Below are 21295 nucleotides of genomic sequence, written 5' to 3'. Positions count from 1 at the left end.
ACTTGTCGTCCTCTAATCCGACAAATTTAGCGGATCGCTATGCATTATTACAAGCCGATCTAGCGCGCTTAGAGCATGCCTATTACGTTCTAGATAATCCAATAGTTCCTGATAGTGAGTACGATCGTCTTTATCGTGAGTTGCTTGAGATAGAGGCTTTGCACCCTGAATGGATTACAAAGGATTCACTCTCGCAAAGGGTGGGTGGTGCCGCACTGAAGGAATTTGATTCGGTAACTCACGCAGTGCCGATGCTTTCTTTGAACAATGCGTTTGAAGACGCTGAGTTAATTGCCTTTGATCGTCGCTGTCGTGAAGGTCTGCATGTTGATCAAGTTGATTATGCAGGCGAACTTAAATTCGATGGCTTAGCAATCTCCTTGCGCTACGAGCATGGCTCTTTGGTAAGAGCTGCTACCCGAGGTGATGGCGCCAGTGGTGAAGATGTCACTGCTAACATCAAAACTATTCGGGCCATTCCACTCAAACTGACAGGTACTAATATCCCGGCGGTATTAGAAGTGCGCGGTGAAGTCTTTATGTATCTGAAAGATTTCCAGAAAATGAACGCACAAGCTGTCGCCCAGGGTGAGAAGGAGTTTGCTAACCCCCGTAATGCTGCAGCAGGAAGTTTGCGACAATTAGATTCAAAGATTACCGCCAAAAGACCACTCTCTTTCTTTGCGTATGGGCTAGGGGCTCTAGAGCCACAGTCTTGGCTGCCAAAAACCCATGAAGAGCTTCTCAATGCTTACGTGAAGTTGGGTTTGCCAGTTTGCGCTGAGCGCCGTGTACTGAAATCTGTTGAAGATATTTTGGCCTTCTACAACCAAGTTGCTACAAAGCGCGTTTCCTTGCCTTATGACATTGATGGTGTGGTTTACAAGGTCAACTCTTTTGCAGAGCAAGCTAAGTTGGGTTTTGTATCCAGAGCCCCACGCTTTGCCTTGGCCCATAAGTTTCCAGCGCAAGAGGCCTTAACTACCGTCCTCGGTATTGATGTCCAAGTAGGCCGTACTGGCGCAATTACTCCAGTCGCAAGACTTGCTCCAGTTGAAGTGGGTGGCGTCACTGTTACGAATGCTACTTTGCACAATGAAGATGAGGTGAAGCGTAAAGATGTGCGCATTGGCGATACCGTCTCTGTTAGAAGAGCGGGGGATGTCATTCCTGAGGTGGTGTCGGTTATTAAGGAGCGTAGACCAGCCAACACATTAGAATTTGTCATGCCAACAAATTGCCCAGTATGCGATTCACACATCGAGCGCTTGGCTGATGAAGCGATTGCCCGTTGTAGTGGTGGTTTATTTTGTGGGGCTCAACGTAAGCAGGCATTAATTCATTTTGCACATAGAAGAGCGTTAGATATTGAAGGCCTAGGCGAGAAGATCGTCGATCAATTGGTTGATCACAATCTAGTCAGAACGCCAGCTGATCTTTATAGCTTAGGCTTTACCGCAATCGCCAACCTAGAGCGCATGGGCGAAAAGTCAGCAGACAACCTCATTCAATCTATTAACCAATCTAGAAACACCACGCTAGCGAGATTCATCTTTGCATTAGGTATACGTCACGTAGGTGAGACCACTGCCAAAGACTTGGCCAATCACTACCAGTCTATGCACGCCCTGATGGATGCCAAGCTCCAAGACTTGCTGACAGTAAAAGATGTTGGTCCTGTGGTCGCAGACTCGATAACCAGCTTTATGGAAGAAGCCCACAACCGTGAAGTGATTGAGCAACTCTTAGCCTCAGGAATGCAGCTCTCAGTAGAAGAAAAAGTCATCAGTGCAGCAGTCGCAGGAAAAACCTTTGTACTTACAGGCACATTCCCAACGATGACAAGAGATGATGCAAAAGATCTTCTCGAAAAAGCAGGTGCCAAAGTAGCAGGCTCAGTTTCTAAGAAAACTGACTATGTAGTTGCAGGTACGGATGCTGGAAGCAAACTCACCAAAGCAGAAGAGTTAGGCATTCCAGTAATTGATGAAGCGGCTATGTTGGAGTTGCTAAATTAAACTGTATACCAGTCCATATGGCCGCTTTCGGCCAATAAGGGGCAGTGAGCCGTATGAATTGGGGTGTTCAATTACAGCTTAGTGGGATGACCAAGATTACAGATTTAATTGGATTGAAGCTAGGATTTGCAACCACTGGGCTTGGCATTTGTTGAGGCTATTTCTAAGTGTGCTGGTTCGATATTAGGGTTTGCTAATGCTTTAATCGATTGGCTACGCAAGAGAAAATTCTTCCATTCACTACCAGTATTTTTATTTTTAATAGCGATGCAGCGGTTTTCATTTAGTTGGCTTTTAATCTCAATATAGTTCATTCCAAAAAGATTACAAGTGCGCACCATTACATCTGGTGAATTTTGTTGAACCTTTCTCCATGTAGAAAGTCCGTCACATTCACTTGTCTCATAGGCGTAAGCATTAAATGTAAACGTACAAAAAGTGGTCAGTATCAAGATTTTTTTCATCAGCCCATTCTTTCAAAGTTATATTGGATAACTATGAGAATAAATTTGAGAACTGGTGATTGAAATACAACTTTGGTTCTAATACACACAGTTTTATTTAATACTTTAGTCCTAGTCTTTAAAGGATGTAATGAGGTTTGCCAGCTCAGGGATGGATATATTCATAAAAGAGCTGGCAAAAAAAGTAATTCTGATGGGAAGTTATTAAAAGCGATAGCCGACACCAAGTATGAAGTCATAGCCTGTTGCATTAGCAGTAGACTTTACGGTAGCGCCGCTATCCGTTACTACAGTTACCGCTTTTTCTTTATTGACAGCATAATTACCCTCTCCAAAAAAGTAGATGGATTCGGTAATCAGTTGCTTATATCCCAGTCCATAAACAGTCCCATTGACATGGGTGGTTTGTTGGGGGTAGTTACCAGGGGAGTTGGCATTGAGTGTGGATCCAGTGTACCCAATCTTTCCATAGACTAAATGTGTTTTATCAATTACGTAGCCAGGGAGCAATGAAAAGCTAAATATATTAGACACATTGTATGTACCGTGACTAACAGATGCACCGCTAGGCAAATTTGTAACCGATGTTGAGCTTACAGTCTTTGAGTGACCTGGATACAAAGCCGCCCCAATTCCTAAAATATAATTTTCGCTAACTCCGAAGTTATAACCTGCGCCGATATTGGCAACTAGACCATTTGCATGGTTGGCAGTTGCTGTATTAGAGAATGTATAGTTACCAACAGATGTTGTTCCACTTGCGCTTTTCGGAATATAGCTTGCATAGCCAATGATTCCAACTTGCCCATATACTCCTGCCCATGGATTTAGCTGTGAGTCAGCATAAACATTGAGTGAAAGTAATGAAGTCAGTAGAGCTGCAATATGACGAAATTGAATACTTGGCATTGCTATTTCCTTAATATAAAGTTATTTTTTTAAAAGTAGTTTGATTGCATCAACAATGTCGCTATAGCCAATTGGCTTATAGAGCATCTCAATGTTTAACTCCCGAAACAATTGAATATGTCGAGGTGAGGTATCAGCAGTAATAATGATGGCAGGAATTTCTATCCCAAAACTATCACGGAGCTCTTGAATAATCAGATCCCCGGTAGTCGCTTCAAGGCGGTAATCGCTCAAAATACAATCAATGCTATTTATATTAGCGAGCTGTCTCATGAGTGTCTGGTGATTCTCAGAGAGAGAAAGAACTTTAAATCCATTTTGAGTCAAGGCTTGTTTATAGGCTTCCAAAATGGTGTGATCATCTTCAAAAATTGCAATTGTTTTTGCTTCCAAAAGATGATCGTCTGACGTAAAACTCAGTTCAGCTGAATCATTGTTAAATATTTCAATATGATCGGATAGGGTGGTAGTCGAGAAGGGCGTCTGGAGACTAAAGGTTGAGCCAGATCCAAGTGTGGATGTCACGGAAAGATCCGTATTGGATATTTTGCAGAGTCTTTTGACTATTGAGAGTCCCAGCCCAAGTCCATCGTGCATGTTCCGCGTACTATCCACCCTAAAAAATTCCTCAAAAATTTTATCTAGTAGGGTTGCATCTATTCCACAGCCTGTATCTTCAATGCTAATGTGCAGGCAATCATTATTAGAGACGAGGTGAACCCGAATTTCTCCCGATGTGGTGTATTGAATGGCATTAGATATTAAGTTGCCAATTAATTGCTGTAGCAAAAACTTATCCCCATTTACACCCATATTCATAAAATTAAACTGGAGTATTAAACCCTTACCACCTGCAATTGGGGTAAAGGTATTGGACAAGAAGCTAACTAGTTCTATAAGCTCAAATGGCTTGTCGAACTTATTTGAGGCACCTGCATCAAGTTTGCTTAAATCTAATAAAGAATTAAACATCGAGTTTAGGGTCTGTATGCTTTTTCTGATCTGAAGAAAATTAACCTTTTCTCTCTCTTTGAGTTTGTTTGGCTCTAACAAGTCTAAGTAAATATTGACAGCATGAAGAGGCTGCCTCAGGTCGTGGCTAGCAGTTGCAATAAACTTCGATTTGGCAATATTTGCTTCAATTGCAGTATTACGCTCGTATTCAAGCTCCTTATTCAGAGACTGGTTCTGAATTTGTAGGCTGACAGTTTCTATCCAAGACTTCGAAAAATATGAAGCCATCTTAATGGTGTAAAGAAAGAATGCGAAGTTGCCCAACTGAATAGGCCATGGGAACATGACTGGAGGGACAATGGATGCGATAAATTGACAGCTGAAGATTGGCAATGCAAAGCATATAACCGTTGATCGATGAATAGAGTAACCATATAAACCAACGAATACCGCTGTTGAGCTCATTAATAAATAGATACATTGCAAGCTAAAGGGTAAGGTAGTAGCAATAATTAGCCACCCGACTCCCCAGCAAGATGTTACCGATACGACACCAAGATTTAAGTTGAATATCTTTTTCTTAGTTGAAAGTTTCGTGTCTTTATTTCTCGCAAAGATCATGTAGGCTCTAAACATTACGCACAGGATCATTGCTATTAGCCAAATAGCAAGATTGAGCAGGGGCGTGTCCTGAAAAATCAGAATCCCTGTAAATAATGGCCCTATAACGGTACCTGCCGTATTGGTCCGCGAGGCTATTTCAAGAAACTTATACTTTTCCTCTAACAACGATTCGTTGTTATCGTGCGCAGAGAAGATGCCCATGCGCTATACCCAGCCGTTTTCTTTTGCTTTGATAACAGCTTGCGTCCTATTAAATACTTTGATCTTCTTAAAGATCTCGCCTAAATGAACCTTTACTGTCTGCTCACTGATATTTAGGGAGTAGGCGATCATCTTATTTGAATCTCCCTTGGAAATATGGGTGAGGATTTCTTTCTGCCTCCCTGTAAGTTTGGTTTCTTCGCCCTCATTCGGCCTTAAACCCATCAAATTGCATAGACTTTGATAAATATGGGAGGTGTCACTACTTTTGGGTATGAAGATGCTGCAACCAGCCTCTATGCATTCTTTTTCAAGGCCCTCTTTTTCAAGACCGGAAATTACGGCAATAGCCACTACCTCTTCAAGATTTCTAAATTCTTTAATTCCGCCAAATTGGGTTACAGAGTCTGGTACCAGAAGATCTAGAAGTACTACCCATTTTGATTTTTTAGAGCGAGCTATTTTTAGCCCCTCTTTAATTGAATCTGCAGAATATACCTGGCTGCCCAATGAAGAGAATTTGCGAGTTAGGTACTGGTGAAGCGCATCCCTGTATACAGGATGGTCATCTACGATCAGTATTGATACAGACATCATTGACACTTCATCTTAAGTCTATTTGGTAGTTGTATTTATGTTGAGAATTATTGCATTCATAGACTTTATATTTGTAATGCTTTAGTACTAGAAAATTGGTTGACCAAGATCAATAAATTATTTAATAACCATATATTTGCTGCCTAAATTAGGGCTTACACCAAGTGTGGGCGGATGAGCGACCGCTTCAAATCCGGTCTAGAGCTAAAGTTGTATATCAAACGGTTATCCCTCTTTCTAACATGACATCAAATAGGAGGCGGGATTATGAAAAGAATTATGAATTTCTTAAATATTTTATTTCAGAGCCATACTGACGCATATATGGTGGCCCGTTCTAGGAAGTATTTTCGCTTTGAATCCTACTAATAAGAGCCAGGATAATGCAAAAAAATAATCGCACATCCTTAGGGGGTGGACCCCTTTTAAATTATGCAAGGATATTTAGAGTTCTAGGTCAAGAGAGTCGGCTTGAAGTTCTCAACTTAATTTATCTATCCGGGGAGGATGGTATTAAACCCAAGGAAATTATTGGGAAATTGGGCGTAGATGGTGGAACATTGCACTTTCATCTTGATAGGTTAAGGGCGTTCAATTTGATCGTTACAAAAGCAGGCGATCCAAGAGGCATTTACTATCCGAATAACAGTGCCTTAATGGAGTTGGCGGGGTTTTTTGCTCCAATACAAGCTGAAGATAAAAGAGATATCGCATTGGCAGCCTAAGGCTTGCATGTTGAATGCTCCCGCTGCCGGGAGGTATTACGAGTTGTCCTCTATGGGTCGAGCTCTGCCCGATCACCCAAATTGCGCTATGTGGCTCAGTCCGGACACTAAGCGATATTCATGAATTTTTAATTCCACAAGGTTATTGGTTAACCAAGATCAATAAATTATTTAATAACCATATATTTGCTGCCTAAATTAGGGCTTACACCAAGTGTGGGCGGATGAGCGACCGCTTCAAATCCGGTCTAGAGCTAAAGTTCTATGGTTATTAATGCAAGCTACTTTTAGGATGCTTTAAGTTCAACCTTTGGAGATCTCTCATGCCTTTAACCTCTTTTATTGGCCGTCACTCACTCATTACGTTGTTGTCAATTTCTATCTTTATCTGCAGTTCAGTGGTAATTGCTAATACCAAGATTCAAGAGGACATTGATGCTCAAGCTCAGGTGGATCTGGATAACCCGCACCACATTCCAAGCCACATGAATCCGAAGTTATACAGAATCTCTAATGAGGTTGTAGTTGCCAGAGATGAAATTAGTAAAGAGGTTGCAGAGGTGGCTGATACTTTTCACAGTATTGCCTTTAGAGGTCATCGCAGTTATGCGGAGCCAATTCTTGATTACACAACCGGAACATTAAATTAAGATGTTTATTGCAATTTTAGATTTAGATCTCCAAGGGTCAATTGTATGAAAGCTTCCCGTTATCTCCCAATCTTTGAGGCCCTTGGTCAAGAGGCAAGATTTAATCTTTTTGAGTTGATTTATCAATCAGGAAGCAAGGGTGTTAGACCAAAACAGATGATTGAGAAATTTGGTTATGGTGCTGGGACACTTAGCTTCCACCTAAAGAAGTTGTTTGCCTCCGAGCTGGTTGTCTTTAAAGTGGATGGTCGAAGGGTTATTTATTAGGTTAATGAAAGTAGCCCTAAAGTTTTAGTTGAGCTATTTAAATAATTTTTTGATGTATCTCATTGATGGCTATGATTTGAATACTTGCTTTGGGCCGTTAGTGGTGATTTCGGAGGTATGCTCTACCAAGGTCCACTTTGGGTCGTTAGCGGCCATTCATTTTTTTCCAGATGCGAGCCAACTGGACTTTGTTACGCCCCCAAGGCCTCTAACAAATCTGTCTCAAGCATGATCTGCAGCTTAGGGTTCTTACTCAAGTTAGCCGCATCCAATAAGAATACGTCTTCGACTCGCTCACCTAGCGTATTGATGCGTGCGGTATGTAATGAGACTTGATGCTTGGCTAATATTCTGGAGATTGCATACAGTAGGCCGGTGCGATCACTCGTTGAGAGAGATAGGGCGTAGTAATGACCGCGTTCATCTGGAGTCATGTGTACACGTGGCTGAACAGGGAAGGTGCGAGACTGTCTCGAGAGTCTGCCCATGCTGGGTGATGGCAGCGGACTATTGTTTTGCAGTGCTGCCGTGAGCTCATATTCCACCAGCTGAATAAGATCGCGGTAACTGCCACCCTCATCTACCAAGTTACTGCCGGAGATTTGGAATGTATCGAGTGCATAGCCATGCTTTGTCGTGTGAATGCGTGCATCCCAAATCGAGAAGCCATGGCGCTCAAAGTAAGCGCAAATTCTGGCGAAAAGATCTTCCTGATCTTTCACGTAGACAGCAATCTGTAGGCCCTCACCAACTGGAGAGAGGCGAGCGCGTACAACCGGGATTTCGCTATCCACTTTGTCAAATAGATGGCGAGTTAACCAAGCGATATCCGCGGCATCTTGGCGCAGGAAGAAGGCAACATCCAATTGCTTCCAGAGATTGTCATAAGCAAAGTCTTCAATTGCATTGAGGCGTAACATGGCGCGGGATTCTTCTTGGTGCTGCGCAAGCTCAGAAGAGGCATCTGGTTTTGCACCACCTAAGACCCGCAAGGTTACGCGATAGAGGTCTTCTAATAGCTTACCTTTCCAGGCATTCCATACTTTGGGGCTGGTTCCACGGACATCAGCCACGGTGAGCAAGTAAAGTGCAGTGAGATGGCGCTCATCACCCACCTTTTTAGCAAATGCCTGCACTACATCTGGATCGGTGATGTCTTGTTTCTGAGCTACTTGACTCATGTTCAAGTGCTCTGCAACCAACCAAATTAAGAGCTCGGTATCTGCTTTATCTAAACCATGGTCTTTGGCAAACTTGCGCATGTCTGCTTTACCAAGTGCGGAGTGATCACCGCCTCGCCCCTTAGCAATGTCATGAAAGAGTGCGGCGATGACAAGTAGCCAAGGTTTTTCAAAATGGGCAATCAGGCTACTGCAGAATGGAAACTCATGCGTATGCTCAACCACCATAAAGCGGCGTACGTTACGCAGCACCATCAGGATGTGTTGATCCACTGTGTAAACGTGAAACAAGTCATGCTGCATCTGGCCAACGATTCTTCTAAAGGCGGGCAGATAGCGACCGAGCACGCTGGTGCGGTTCATGAGTTGAAAAGCGCGACTAACCCCATCGGGCTCTTTGAGAATCTCCATAAAGAGTGCGCGGTTGACCGGATCTTTGCGCCATTGACTATCCATGTTTTGGCGAGCGTTATACAGGGCTCTAAAGATCGTTGCCGATAGACTCTTGACGTTCGCTGTTTGCGCGAAAACCAAGAAGGTTCGCAGGATTTGCTCTGGATGCTTCTGAAACAATTGAGGGTCAGTAATATCTAGGACGCCTTGACGCTCAATAAAGCATTCATTGCCCACGCCGGCAATAGCATGGGTTGTTTTGGATTCTTGAGGGAAAAGAAGTGCCTCAATGTTTTGAAGTAGTACATCATTTAACTGACTGACTGCTTTGGCCGCCCAGTAGTAGCGGCGCATGATGGCCTCACTGGCCAGCCTTGAGGATTCTTCTGTAATGCCCATCGCCGCTGCTAAGGGTGTCTGTAAGTCAAACACCAAAACATCCTGCCTACGCTTGGCTAGTAGATGTAAGTTTGCGCGCAGGGTCTCTAAAAAACGCTGGTTGCGATTAAGCTCGGTTAATTCACGTTGGGTAATGAGGCCGGTAAGACTGAGGTCCTTAAATGTATTTCCTAAGTGCGCTGCTTTGCTGACCCAGGAGATTACCTGTAGGTCACGTAAGCCGCCAGGACTCTCTTTGCAATTAGGCTCTAAGGAATAGGGTGTGTCTTGATATTTATAGTGACGTTGGATTTGCTCAGCTAACTTAGCCTGAAAGAATGACTTTGGATCCAAAGTCTTTTCATAAACAGATTCAAATTCTTTCAAGAGGGCTTTCTTGCCACAGATGAGTCGTGACTCCAGTAGGGAGGTGCGAACGGTAATATCTTGCTCTGCCTCGGTTGTGCACTCAGCAACGGTTCTCACTGAAGAGCCAATTTCTAATCCAGTATCCCAGCATTGCGCTACAAACTTTTCAATCTTGCTGGCAAGTACCTCTTCAAAGTATTGCTTATCTTCAGGCAGCAAAATCAGAATATCAATATCTGAGTAAGGAAATAGCGCTCCTCTACCGAACCCACCCACCGCTACCAGAGCAGCATCCGCATTTAAATCACAGGAATTCCATAAGCTGATGAGGAGTTCATCGCTAAGCTTACTCAGTTGCTTAGTTAATCGTCCAACTACTTGATGTTCACGAAAATCATCATAGGCTAATTCTCGAGCAGCCCTTAAGCTAGCAATATCTGCAATAGGTTTCATCGCTGCGAGAGTTTGACCCATTGCGCTTGAACTAATTGAGTAATTAAGCGTTGGCTAGATTTGGTCTATACGACAGACCTTTAACGCAATCAGGAATTGGATTGCTACCCTCTGACCAAGTTAACACTTCAACGCCAGTTGCTGTTACTAAAAGTGTGTGCTCCCATTGTGCTGAGAGGCTGCGGTCTTTAGTCTTTACCGTCCATTGATCAGGCATTGTCCGAATATCACGCTTACCGGCATTGATCATTGGCTCAATCGTAAAGGTCATACCTTCTGTTAACTTTTCACCGGTGCCAGGACGGCCGTAGTGAAGAATCTGTGGATCTTGATGAAACACTTTGCCAATACCATGACCGCAATATTCACGAACCACTGAATAGCCAGCTTTTTCAGCATGGGTCTGAATGACGTGGCCAATATCGCCTAGTGATGCACCAGGTTTCACTTGCGCAATTCCAAGCCACATACATTCAAAGGTGATTTGGGTGAGGCGTTTAGCCAATACTGAAACTTCACCGACCATAAACATGCGGCTGGTATCGCCGTAGTAGCCATCAGACGTAATCACAGTGATATCTAGGTTAACAACATCACCACTTTTTAAAATCTTTTCACCAGGAATGCCATGGCAGATCACATCGTTGACCGAGGTGCAGATCGATGCCGGAAAGGGTGGGTAGCCTGGCGGTTGGTAGTTCAGCGGGGCTGGAATGGTCTTTTGGACATCACGCATGTACTCATGACAAATGCGATCCAATTCAGCTGTGCTCACACCAGCTTTGACGTGAGGGGCAACATGATCAAGAACTTCACTTGCCAAGCGGCCAGCTTCGCGCATCCCTTGGATGTCTTTTTCGGCAGTAAATACACTATTCATGCCTTGATTATCAACGACTTGGAGCTTTTTGCTAGTGGGAATATGCCTAAATAATAGGCAGATGCACCATTTAATGGCATTTCTGAGTAGGTTTTCTAGTGAGGCGCTAGGGGTGGGGCGTCTAGACCATTGATATTTAAGCTATAATTTCGTTCTCAGATTAATTTTGATCTGAAATAGCGGGTTGAGCCCTCCAGGGTGGCGTTTTTTAGCGCAGCTAGGACTCAATCTCAGAAACCAACCCTCAGGAGAAGTTATGTCAGTAACTATGCGTCAAATGCTGGAAGCCGGTTGCCATTTTGGTCACCAAACCCGTTTCTGGTCCCCAAGAATGGCCCCTTATATTTTCGGCCATCGCAACAAAATTCACATCATCAACTTAGAAAAAACATTGCCAATGTTTCAGGACGCCCTGAAATTTGCAAAACAAGTTGCTGCTAACCGTGGAACTATCTTATTCGTTGGCACTAAGCGTCAATCACGCGAGATCATTGCTGAAGAAGCTGCTCGTGCTGGTATGCCTTACATCGACAGCCGTTGGTTGGGCGGTACGCTAACAAACTTCAAAACTGTTAAAGGCTCCCTCAAGCGTTTGAAGGACATGGCAGTTGCTAAAGAAGCTGGCGACTGGGAAAAGCTCTCCAAGAAAGAAGCCTTGACTAATGATCGTGATCTCGACAAGCTGCAAAAAGCGCTTGGCGGTATTCAAGATTTGAACGGCGTTCCTGATGCGATCTTTGTAGTGGACGTTGGCTATCACAAGATTGCTATTACTGAAGCTAACAAGCTCGGTATTCCGGTTATCGCTGTAGTGGATACCAATCACTCACCAGAAGGTGTTGATTACATCATCCCTGGTAACGATGACTCCAGCAAGGCTGTTCTTCTCTACGCTCGTGGCATTGCTGACGCAATCCTCGAAGGTAAATCAAACTCTGTTCAAGAAATCTTGACCGCCGTTAAAGAAGGTGAAGAAGAGTTTGTTGAAGAAGGGAAAGCTGAATAATGGCCGCTATTACCGCTGCAATGGTTGGCGAGTTACGCGCCAAGACCGATGCTCCGATGATGGAGTGCAAAAAAGCATTGACTGAGGCTGATGGCGATATGGCTCGTGCAGAAGAAATTCTGCGTGTAAAGCTTGGTAGCAAAGCTGGTAAAGCTGCATCTCGTGTAACGGCTGAAGGTATTGTGGTTTCATTCATCAATGGCACTACTGGTGCTTTGTTGGAAGTGAACTGCGAAACTGACTTTGTTTCTAAGAACGATGACTTCTTGGCCTTTACTGCTGAATGCGTCAAGTTGGTTGCTGAAAAGAATCCAGCTGACGTTGCTGCCTTACTTGCATTGCCAATGAATGGCCAAACTGTGGATGAAGTTCGTAGCGCCTTGATCGGTAAGATCGGCGAGAACATCATGCCGCGTCGCTTCAAGCGTTTCGCTGGTAGCAACAAGTTGGTCTCTTACCTCCATGGCACTCGTATTGGCGTGATGGTTGAGTTCGAAGGTGATGAGACTGCAGCTAAAGACGTAGCAATGCATATTGCTGCAATGAAGCCAGTGGCTTTATCGATGGCTGATGTTCCTGCTGAAGCCATTGCTGTTGAGCGTAGTGTTGCCGTTCAAAAGGCTGCTGAATCTGGCAAACCACCAGAAATCGTTGAGAAGATGGTTGAAGGTTCTATTCAGAAGTACCTCAAAGAGGTTTCTTTGTTGAACCAAACTTTCGTTAAAAACGACAAGCAATCGGTTGAGCAAATGCTCAAAGCTGCCAACACCGCAATTAAGAGTTTCACTATGTTTGTTGTGGGTGAGGGCATTGAGAAGCGTCAAGACGACTTTGCGGCTGAAGTGGCTGCTCAGGTTGCCGCTGCTAAAGGCGCTTAATTAGCTCCAAGCTTCCTGGGATCTTACAGTAGGGCTGTAATACCCAAAAGGGCATAGAAACCTCGGTTTCCATGCCCTTTTCTTTGATCTGTGCCAAGCCCTTTATAATTTGGGCAAGATATTAAAAAGTACTTAAAGATCAATAAGCTAAGCAGATAATTTGCTTGGCAAATTACGGAAAATAAAACAATGCCAGCCTACAAACGTGTTCTCTTAAAACTCTCTGGTGAAGCCCTCATGGGGGATGATGCTTTTGGAATTAATCCAACTACGATTGATTCCATGGTGAAAGAAATAGCCGACGTAGTAAATAGTGGCGTTGAATTAGCTATCGTGATTGGTGGCGGAAACATTTTCCGAGGTGTAGCAGGTGGCGCGGCCGGCATGGATCGCGCAACAGCTGACTATATGGGAATGCTCGCTACCATGATGAATTCTCTTGCACTACAAGATGCTTTACGCCAAAAAGGTGTTGAAGCTCGTGTGCAATCTGCCTTAAGGATGGATCAAGTCGTTGAGCCCTACATTCGTCCTCGTGCGATTCGTGCTCTGAGTGAAGGTAAGGTGGTGATCTTTGCAGCTGGCACAGGAAATCCATTTTTTACTACCGATACTGCCGCCGCTTTGCGTGGCGCAGAGATGGGGGTTGAAATCATGCTCAAGGCTACTAAGGTAGATGGCATTTACAGCGCCGATCCAATGAAAGACCCAACAGCTACTTTATATAAAACAATGACTTTTGACGAGGCAATCATCAAAAACTTGCAGGTCATGGATGCAACTGCTTTTGCATTGTGCCGTGACCGAAAATTACCAATCAAAGTGTTTTCGATTCTCAAACCAGGCGCATTGATGCGCGTGGTTCAGGGTGAGTCTGAAGGCACTTTAGTACACGTTTAATAGGAGGCCTGATGTCCGCAGCAGAAATTAAAACCACTACCGATCAAAAGATGCAGAAGTCTCTTGAGGCTCTGAAATCCAACTTAGCGAAGATTCGCTCTGGTCGCGCAAATCCTGGAATCTTGGAACACATCCAGGTGGATTACTACGGTAATCCAACGCCACTAAGCCAGGTTGCTAGCCTAGGTTTGGCTGATGCCAGAACAATCAACGTACAGCCATTTGAAAAAACGATGGTTGGCGCAATTGAGAAAGCCATTCGTGACTCAGATTTGGGTTTGAACCCAGCCTCGCAAGGCACTGTGATTCGAGTACCTATGCCTGCATTAACTGAGGAGCGTCGTCGTGATTTGACTAAGGTTGTCAAAAACGAAGGTGAAGATACGAAGATTGCTGTGCGTAATCTGCGCCGTGATGCCAATGAGCATTTAAAGCGCCTCACCAAAGATAAAGAAATTTCTGAGGACGATGAGCGTCGTGCAACCGATGATATTCAGAAGATGACTGATCGCGCGGTGATTGATATCGACAAGATCGTTTCTGAAAAAGAAAAAGAGATCATGACGGTTTAATCGTCAGATTCATTCTTATTATTCGACTTATGACTCAGCACACAAGCTCAACCTTAGTCATTCCAAAGGTTAGTGCTATTCCTCGCCATGTCACCATCATCATGGACGGTAATGGGCGGTGGGCCAGTAAGCGCTTCATGCCGCGTGTAGCGGGTCACTCAGAAGGTTTGAGTGCTGTTCGTAAAATTGTTCAAGAGTGCCGCCAACTAGGCGTGGAATATCTCACTCTGTTTGCGTTTAGCTCTGAAAATTGGCGTCGCCCCCCAGAAGAGGTTAGCTTTTTAATGAAGCTATTCCTGAAATCCCTAAAGGGTGAAGTCTCTCGTTTGGCTGAAAACGATATCCGTCTTCGCCTGATTGGGGATTTAAGTCGCTTTGATTCCGGGATTCAGGAAATGGTGCGGTTCTCGGAAGAGAAGACGGCTACTTGCAAAGGGCTTACGCTCACCATTGCTGCTAACTATGGTGGACGCTGGGATATTTTGCAGGCGATGCGCCAAGCTTTGGTTGCCAACCCAAGTCTGAAACCAGACCAAGTATCTGAAGAATTGTTGCAACCCTATCTCTCCATGGCTTATGCGCCAGAACCAGATTTGTTCATTCGAACCGGTGGCGAGCAGCGCGTCAGCAACTTCCTGCTATGGCAACTGGCCTATACCGAGCTGTACTTCACGGATACCCTCTGGCCTGATTTTGATGAAGCTCAGTTACATAAAGCTTTTGATTGGTTTAGTCAGCGCGAGCGTCGCTTTGGGCGGACTAGCGCTCAGTTAGCATCTGAGTCATTGATTGACGCAGTCTAAAACTCTCCTTATTTCCCCATGCTAAAAACCCGAATCATTACTGCCACCATCCTGATGGCAGTGCTATTACCTATTTTATTTTTCTTGCCACCGATTTACTTGGGCATATTTTTCCTGATTGCCCTAGTTGCTGCCGCTTGGGAATGGAGTCGCATGATTGCTCCAGAAGCGAAAAAAGCGGCATGGCTCTACGCTGTTTTTTGTCTGGTTATCATCTTATTATTGCTAGGCATGCAAGCAATTACATGGCAGTTTTCTTTGCTGATGATGGCGGTTTTGTTTTGGTTCTTTCTGGCGCCATTTATCTTGGCCAAAGGAATGAACCTCTCGCTTCAAAAATTCAAACCTTTCTACAGCATTGTCGGCTTGATCATTCTGCCGGCAACTTGGTTTGCATTAGTCTTCTTGCGTGAATTAGGCCTAGTGTTTTTACTATCAGCGATGGCCTTAGTTTGGGTTGCTGATATTGGAGCCTATTTTGTTGGTAAAGCTTTTGGTAAACACAAGCTGGCCGTGAACATCAGCCCGGGAAAATCGATTGAGGGCGCGCTGGGTGGTTTACTGCTTTGCTATCTCTATGCATTCCTATGCGTTACGTATTTACCGCTAGGCGATACTTTATTTGGTGCTTGGGCTATTCAATTTGGTTGGGTGCCAATGTTCCTGATGGTGACAGTATTAACAGCCTTCAGCATCTTCGGAGATTTATTTGAATCTCAGTTAAAGCGTTTGGCTGGCGTTAAAGATAGCAGTCATTTACTGCCAGGTCACGGTGGCGTATTGGATCGCGTTGATGCACTCATTCCAACAATGCCGATTGCCGCATTACTGGCAGGGTGGATTTGATGGTTCTTAAACAGCTCGCTATCCTAGGATCTACTGGATCGATTGGTGTTAACACCTTAGATGTCATCCGTGCCCATCCTGATCGCTTTAAGGTAGTCGCTCTGACCGCCGCAAAACAAATTGAGCGTTTAGCCGAGCAATGTATCGAGTTCAAGCCTGCTATTGCAGTGGTGGCTGATGCGAATGGTGCCGCTCAACTGAGCCAACTGTTGCAGGAAGAAAAGATTCCCACTCAAGTTCTCTATGGACCCGAGGCTTTGGTCAGCGCAGTAATCGAGTCTGGGTGCGATACGGTGATGGCAGCGATTGTGGGAGCCGCCGGCTTAGTCCCAACTTTGGCGGCAGCAAAAGCAGGTAAGCGAGTATTGCTTGCTAATAAAGAAGCGCTAGTGATGTCGGGCAATTTATTTATGCAGGCGATGAAAGCGGGCGGTGGTGAACTGCTCCCGATTGATAGCGAGCACAATGCGATTTTTCAATGCCTACCCGATCGCTTTACAAAAAATCCATCTGTCCATTTAGGCGTTGAAGAGCTCTGGTTAACCGCTTCTGGTGGACCGTTCAGGGATAGACCTCTTGTAGACTTGGCAGGTATTACGCCTGATCAAGCCTGCGCCCACCCGAACTGGGTGATGGGTCGTAAGATTTCGGTGGATTCTGCGACGATGATGAATAAAGGTCTTGAAGTGATTGAGGCTTTTTGGTTATTTGGTTTGCCACTAGAAAAAATTAAGGTTTTGATTCATCCGCAGAGCGTAGTGCACTCGATGGTGCGTTATCGCGATGGCTCAGTTTTAGCGCAAATGGGTCAACCAGATATGCGTACTCCGATTGCCTATGGACTCGCTTGGCCTGAACGGATTACTGCTGGTGTTGCTCCTTTAAATCTGACGCAGTTGAGCGGCCTCAGTTTTACAGAACCGAATTTTTCTCAATTTCCTTGTTTGAGCTTGGCCTTTGCAGCAGCAAAAGCAGGGGGAACTTCACCTGCCGTTCTCAATGCTGCCAATGAAGTCGCCGTTGCAGCTTTCTTAGAGCTTGGATTGCCTTACTTAAGTATTCCGAAGGTAGTGGAACACTGCTTAAATACCTTGCCATCCTCTCCTGCGGATTCTTTAGAAATTATTCTTGGGGCGGATGCTCAGGCTCGTCAAGCTGCCAATCAATTCATTCGCAACATTCATAAATAGATTGATCTTCTGATGCAGGCCTTAATCACTCTTGCTGCATTCTTAGTCACGCTCGGTGTACTGGTCAGTTTTCATGAGTATGGCCACTTTCTAGCGGCTCGTTTGTGTGGGGTCAAAGTACTTCGCTTTGCCCTGGGATTTGGTAAGCCGCTATTTACTTATCACGCTAGTAACGGCACTGAGTGGGTTCTTGCTTCCATTCCTTTGGGCGGCTATGTCAAGTTGCTGGATGGCTGTGATCGTGAGCAGATGATTCCAGCAGAAGAGCGCCCTCAATCCTTCGATGTTAAGCCTCTATGGCAGCGTTCTATGATTGTGGCAGCAGGCCCTTTTGCTAATTTCCTGTTGGCAGTTATTTTGTTCTCCGTGATTTATGTCTCGGGCGTCCCCCAGCTGCCCGCTCGACTTCAAGCTCCGCCCGAGCAATCGATTGCTGCAAAACTGGGGGTAGCGGCAGGTGATCAGGTTGTTGGTTGGCAATCCCTTTCATCCAATTACAAAGGCGCCCCCATTCTTGAAGAGTTTGACTCAGTCCCCAGTTGGAATGCATTGCGTTGGCTTCTTTTAGATGCCATTACCGGGGAGCAAGGTTTTGCCATAGAGATTCGGGATGCTGCTGGCACCCGTCAGATCAAATCCTTTAGGCAGGGTGATTTACCGCCGATTACTCCCGAATCCGATCCATTTCAGGCGCTAGGCTTGTTTCCCCAAGTGAGTCCACCCTCGGAGTGGAAAGAGCTCAAGTTAGGGCCGATAGATGCCATCGGTTTTGCATATCAGCGGGTGTCTTTGATAACCAAGGTCTCTGTAAGGCTAATGTTGGGTTTATTTACGGGTAAAACGACCTTAAAGCAGCTCGGTGGACCCTTGAGTATTGCGGATATGGCAGGTAAGTCTGCCCAGGTCGGCTGGCAGCCATTTGTAGCCTTTTTAGCCCTTATGAGCATCAGTATTGGACTCTTGAATTTAGTGCCTTTACCAATGCTCGATGGGGGTCAGCTCCTGTATGATGCATGGGAGTTGGTTGCTGGTAAGCGAATGTCTTTATCACTGCAGGAAAAGCTCCAAAAAGTGGGTTTTTTGCTTCTGATATCGCTTTCCTTGCTAGCCTTGTTTAACGATTTGCAACGCTACCTTTCATCTTGAATTTTCTGATCCCCTCTATTCGCTCTGTGACTCGATTTCTTGCTCAATTAGTCCTGATTGTTGCTGCTAGTGTTTGTGTAAATGCACAGGCAGCCGACTCCTTTGTGATCAAAGATATTCGAATCGAGGGCTTGCAACGAGTAGAGCCAGGAACTGTATTTAGCTATTTGCCCGTTCAGGTCGGTGACACCTTTTCGGATGAGAAGAGTGCTGAAGCTATTAAGGCTTTATATAGCACCGGTTTTTTCCGAGATGTACAGATTCAGGCTCAAGGCAATGTTTTGATTGTGATTGTTGAAGAGCGTCCCACCATCTCCCGGATTGAATTTACTGGGATGAAAGAGTTTGATCAAGAAATTGTCCGCAAATCTTTAAAAGCAGTAGGTGTAGCTGAAGCCCGCTTCTACGACAAAGCGCTGATTGACAAGGCGGAGCAAGAGCTCAAGCGTCAATATGTCGGTAAGGGTATGTACGCCGCTGAGGTAGTTGCCACCGTTACCCCAGTAGAGCGTAATCAAGTAGCGATTTATTTCAATATCGATGAAGGCCCTGTAGCCAAAATCGAAGAGATTAATTTTATCGGCAACAATGTCTTTAGTGAGGGCACTCTCAGAAGCGAGATGCAGTTGAAGACAGGTGGATGGCTTTCTTGGTACAGCAAAGATAATTTGTACTCTAAGCAAAAGCTTACTGCAGACTTAGAGAACATTCGCTCTTACTACCTTAATCGTGGCTACCTCGAATTTGTCATCGAATCTACTCAGGTATCTATTACCCCGGACAAAAAAGGCATCTATCTCACGGTGAGTATTCGTGAAGGTAATAAGTTCACAGTCAAGAATGTGCGTTTAGCTGGGGATTTATTGGGTAAAGAGGCCGAGCTGACTCAGCTGGTAACCCTTAAGCCAGGCGACACCTTCTCATCCGCTAAGTTGACTGAAAGTACCAAGGCGATTGCAGAAATTCTGGGTTCGTATGGCTATGCGTTTGCAACCATCAACCCACAGCCGGATATTCGTCGTGACTTAAGCGAAGTGGATTTGACCTTAGTGGTTGATCCGGGTCGACGTGTTTATGTTCGCCAAGTGAATGTTACTGGTAATGCCAAAACTCGAGATATGGTGATTCGCCGCGAGATGCGTCAGTTTGAGAGCTCCTGGTTTGATAGTGACAAGATTGACCTGTCTAAAAAACGTTTAGGCCGTTTGGGTTACTTCACTGAGACTGATATTTCTACTCAGGACGTTCCTGGGTCTCCAGATCAAGTGGACGTCAATGTGAAAGTAACTGAGAAGCCAACCGGTGCCGTCACGATTGGTGCGGGCTTCTCTTCAACTGAAAAATTGATTCTCTCTGCCGGTATTAATCAAGACAATGCATTTGGTACGGGTACTGCAGTAGGTTTGAATATGTCTTTGGGTAAGATTAATCAGAGCTTGGCCTTGTCTAACTACGACCCTTATTTCACCGAGGATGGTATTAGCCGTTATACCGATCTGTACTACCGATCATCCAAGCCTTTGTATTACGTCGGCGATCCTGATTATCAAATTAAGAATGTTGGTAGCAATATTAAGTTTGGAGTTCCGTACACAGAGGTTGACCGGGTATTCTTTGGAACTGGGGTAGAGGCATTTCAGATTCAGACTACAGTCAATACCCCCATCCCTTATTTAAATTATGCTCAGAGCTACGGAGTGGCTGCACCCGGTTACCCTGCCACATTGACGACATACAACATACCTGTCACTGTAGGCTGGTCACGAGATGGTCGTGATAGCGCTTTAATTCCATCTTCTGGCTCATTACAGCAGTTGAGCGCTGAAGCTGGAACCCCGCTGGGAAATATGATGTTTTACCGGATATTTGGCCAGTATCAGAAATACCACTCTTTCTCAAAAGGCAATATTTTGTCCTTTAATGGCGAAGTAGGTTACAGCGAAGCCTACGGTAAGTACCCATTCCCAATCACCAAAAACTACTATGTTGGTGGTATTGGATCGGTTCGAGGCTATGCCCCAGGCTCACTAGGTCCCACTTTCTATAATCCAAATACAGGCTTGAATCAGCCTACTGGTGGCCAGTCCAAGATCGTCAGTAACGTAGAGTACACCGTACCTGTTCCTGGATCCGGAGTGGACAAAACCTTGCGGGTATTTGGTTTCGTAGACGGCGGTAATGTCTATGCGGAGAATATCAATCTCGTCTTGCGATATTCTTATGGCTTGGGTTTATCATGGATATCACCATTGGGTCCGCTCAAGTTTAGTTACGGTATTCCAATCAAATCATTGCCTACGGATAACGTCCAACGTTTGCAGTTCCAAGTGGGTACAGCGTTTTAATTGTTTAAGGAAAGTTTTATGAAGCTTCATCAATCTTCCAAATGGATTCAATACGGCTTAATTGCTGTTTCGTCATTCATCGCTTTGCCATCGGCATTTGCTCAGGATGCTGGAACCCGGATTGCGGCTGTGAATGTTGAAAAAGTATTTAATGAATCCAATATGGCTAAAGCTAGCCAGACTAAATTGCAGAATGAATTTACGAAACGCCAAAACGAAATTCGTGACAGCGCCCAAAAAATCAAATCTGCTGCAGAAAAGTTAGATCGTGATTCAGCAGTCATGTCTGAGGCTGAGCGTGCACGTCGTCAGCGCGAGCTGGCCGACCAGGATCGTGAATTGCAGCGTAAACAGCGTGAGTACACCGAGGATCTCAATCAGCGTAACTTTGAAGAGCGTGCCAAGATTGCTGAAAAAGCCAATCAGGCACTCAAGCAGATTGCTGAACAAAGAAAAATTGATGTCATTATTCAAGATCCAGCCTATGCCAATCCTAAGGTTGATGTTACTGATGATGTCATCAAGGCTTTGAATAGTCTTAAGTAA

At 44.8% G+C, this 21295-nt stretch carries 20 protein-coding genes; 14 read left to right on the top strand and 6 right to left on the bottom strand.

Translation table 11 applies throughout. The annotated features are described in order from the left end of the window. Nucleotides 1-2 precede the first annotated feature (2 nt). Nucleotides 3-2018, top strand: coding sequence for an NAD-dependent DNA ligase LigA (gene ligA, locus FD977_RS07355; RefSeq protein WP_215304585.1), 2016 nt, complete (start codon nucleotides 3-5; stop codon nucleotides 2016-2018). Nucleotides 2019-2137: 119 nt separating this feature from the next. Here ligA and FD977_RS07350 read toward each other — a convergent pair whose 3' ends face one another. From FD977_RS07350 to FD977_RS07335, 4 genes are all read right to left on the bottom strand, one after another. Then, the gene (locus tag FD977_RS07350) at nucleotides 2138-2482 is read right to left on the bottom strand and encodes a hypothetical protein (protein WP_215304583.1); all 345 of its coding nucleotides are present in this window, start codon (nucleotides 2480-2482) and stop codon (nucleotides 2138-2140) included. Nucleotides 2483-2686: 204 nt separating this feature from the next. Continuing rightward, nucleotides 2687-3391, bottom strand: coding sequence for an outer membrane protein (locus tag FD977_RS07345; RefSeq protein ID WP_215304581.1), 705 nt, complete (start codon nucleotides 3389-3391; stop codon nucleotides 2687-2689). Between the two features lie 21 nt (nucleotides 3392-3412). Then, entirely contained in the window at nucleotides 3413-5170 is a 1758-nt protein-coding gene (locus FD977_RS07340; RefSeq protein WP_215304580.1) for a hybrid sensor histidine kinase/response regulator, read from the bottom strand. Between the two features lie 3 nt (nucleotides 5171-5173). Beyond that, nucleotides 5174-5767 carry a response regulator transcription factor gene (locus FD977_RS07335; RefSeq protein WP_215304578.1) on the bottom strand — a complete coding sequence of 198 codons (594 nt, stop codon included), beginning with the start codon at nucleotides 5765-5767 and terminating at the stop codon, nucleotides 5174-5176. A gap of 383 nt (nucleotides 5768-6150) precedes the next feature. Here FD977_RS07335 and FD977_RS07330 point away from each other — a divergent pair, with 383 nt between their 5' ends. From FD977_RS07330 to FD977_RS07320, 3 genes are all read left to right on the top strand, one after another. After that, entirely contained in the window at nucleotides 6151-6492 is a 342-nt protein-coding gene (locus tag FD977_RS07330) for a winged helix-turn-helix domain-containing protein (RefSeq protein WP_215304576.1), read from the top strand. A 323-nt stretch (nucleotides 6493-6815) separates the two neighbouring features. After that, entirely contained in the window at nucleotides 6816-7142 is a 327-nt protein-coding gene (locus tag FD977_RS07325) for a hypothetical protein (protein ID WP_215304574.1), read from the top strand. Nucleotides 7143-7187: 45 nt separating this feature from the next. Continuing rightward, nucleotides 7188-7409 carry a helix-turn-helix transcriptional regulator gene (locus FD977_RS07320; RefSeq protein WP_215304572.1) on the top strand — a complete coding sequence of 74 codons (222 nt, stop codon included), beginning with the start codon at nucleotides 7188-7190 and terminating at the stop codon, nucleotides 7407-7409. Nucleotides 7410-7600: 191 nt separating this feature from the next. Here FD977_RS07320 and FD977_RS07315 read toward each other — a convergent pair whose 3' ends face one another. Together FD977_RS07315 and map are read right to left on the bottom strand one after the other, a co-directional pair. After that, entirely contained in the window at nucleotides 7601-10204 is a 2604-nt protein-coding gene (locus FD977_RS07315) for a [protein-PII] uridylyltransferase (RefSeq protein ID WP_215304571.1), read from the bottom strand. 22 nt (nucleotides 10205-10226) lie between these two features. Then, complete coding sequence (gene map / locus FD977_RS07310) at nucleotides 10227-11063, bottom strand: type I methionyl aminopeptidase (protein ID WP_215304569.1); 837 nt, start codon at nucleotides 11061-11063, stop codon at nucleotides 10227-10229. Between the two features lie 256 nt (nucleotides 11064-11319). Between map and rpsB the strand changes: the two genes are divergently transcribed. The 10 genes from rpsB to FD977_RS07260 all read left to right on the top strand — a co-directional run bounded on the left by rpsB (nucleotide 11320) and on the right by FD977_RS07260 (nucleotide 21295). Then, complete coding sequence (gene rpsB, locus FD977_RS07305; protein WP_015421433.1) at nucleotides 11320-12069, top strand: 30S ribosomal protein S2; 750 nt, start codon at nucleotides 11320-11322, stop codon at nucleotides 12067-12069. Then, on the top strand, nucleotides 12069-12947 hold the full coding sequence (gene tsf / locus FD977_RS07300; protein ID WP_215304567.1) for a translation elongation factor Ts: 879 nt from the start codon (nucleotides 12069-12071) through the stop codon (nucleotides 12945-12947). Before rpsB ends, tsf begins: the two co-directional genes overlap by 1 nt. A gap of 189 nt (nucleotides 12948-13136) precedes the next feature. Further along, entirely contained in the window at nucleotides 13137-13847 is a 711-nt protein-coding gene (gene pyrH, locus FD977_RS07295; protein WP_215304565.1) for a UMP kinase, read from the top strand. An 11-nt stretch (nucleotides 13848-13858) separates the two neighbouring features. Further along, the gene (gene frr / locus FD977_RS07290; protein WP_215304563.1) at nucleotides 13859-14419 is read left to right on the top strand and encodes a ribosome recycling factor; all 561 of its coding nucleotides are present in this window, start codon (nucleotides 13859-13861) and stop codon (nucleotides 14417-14419) included. A 29-nt stretch (nucleotides 14420-14448) separates the two neighbouring features. Next, on the top strand, nucleotides 14449-15222 hold the full coding sequence (locus tag FD977_RS07285; protein ID WP_215304561.1) for an isoprenyl transferase: 774 nt from the start codon (nucleotides 14449-14451) through the stop codon (nucleotides 15220-15222). 18 nt (nucleotides 15223-15240) lie between these two features. Next, nucleotides 15241-16068 carry a phosphatidate cytidylyltransferase gene (locus FD977_RS07280; RefSeq protein ID WP_215304559.1) on the top strand — a complete coding sequence of 276 codons (828 nt, stop codon included), beginning with the start codon at nucleotides 15241-15243 and terminating at the stop codon, nucleotides 16066-16068. After that, nucleotides 16068-17258, top strand: coding sequence for a 1-deoxy-D-xylulose-5-phosphate reductoisomerase (gene ispC, locus FD977_RS07275; RefSeq protein WP_215304557.1), 1191 nt, complete (start codon nucleotides 16068-16070; stop codon nucleotides 17256-17258). The genes FD977_RS07280 and ispC overlap by 1 nt, the downstream gene beginning before the upstream one ends. A 12-nt stretch (nucleotides 17259-17270) precedes the next feature. Next, complete coding sequence (locus FD977_RS07270; RefSeq protein WP_215304555.1) at nucleotides 17271-18404, top strand: RIP metalloprotease; 1134 nt, start codon at nucleotides 17271-17273, stop codon at nucleotides 18402-18404. A gap of 26 nt (nucleotides 18405-18430) precedes the next feature. Further along, nucleotides 18431-20749 (top strand): outer membrane protein assembly factor BamA, encoded by a 2319-nt coding sequence (gene bamA / locus FD977_RS07265; protein ID WP_371743102.1) that lies wholly within the window; start codon nucleotides 18431-18433, stop codon nucleotides 20747-20749. An 18-nt stretch (nucleotides 20750-20767) separates the two neighbouring features. After that, nucleotides 20768-21295 (top strand): OmpH family outer membrane protein, encoded by a 528-nt coding sequence (locus tag FD977_RS07260; RefSeq protein ID WP_215304553.1) that lies wholly within the window; start codon nucleotides 20768-20770, stop codon nucleotides 21293-21295.

The organism is Polynucleobacter sp. AP-Elch-400A-B2 (assembly GCF_018688355.1).
Classification (GTDB): Bacteria; Pseudomonadota; Gammaproteobacteria; order Burkholderiales; family Burkholderiaceae; genus Polynucleobacter.
The sequence above is the reverse complement of the archived record's forward strand: the minus strand, read 5'-3'. Positions and strand labels throughout refer to the sequence as shown.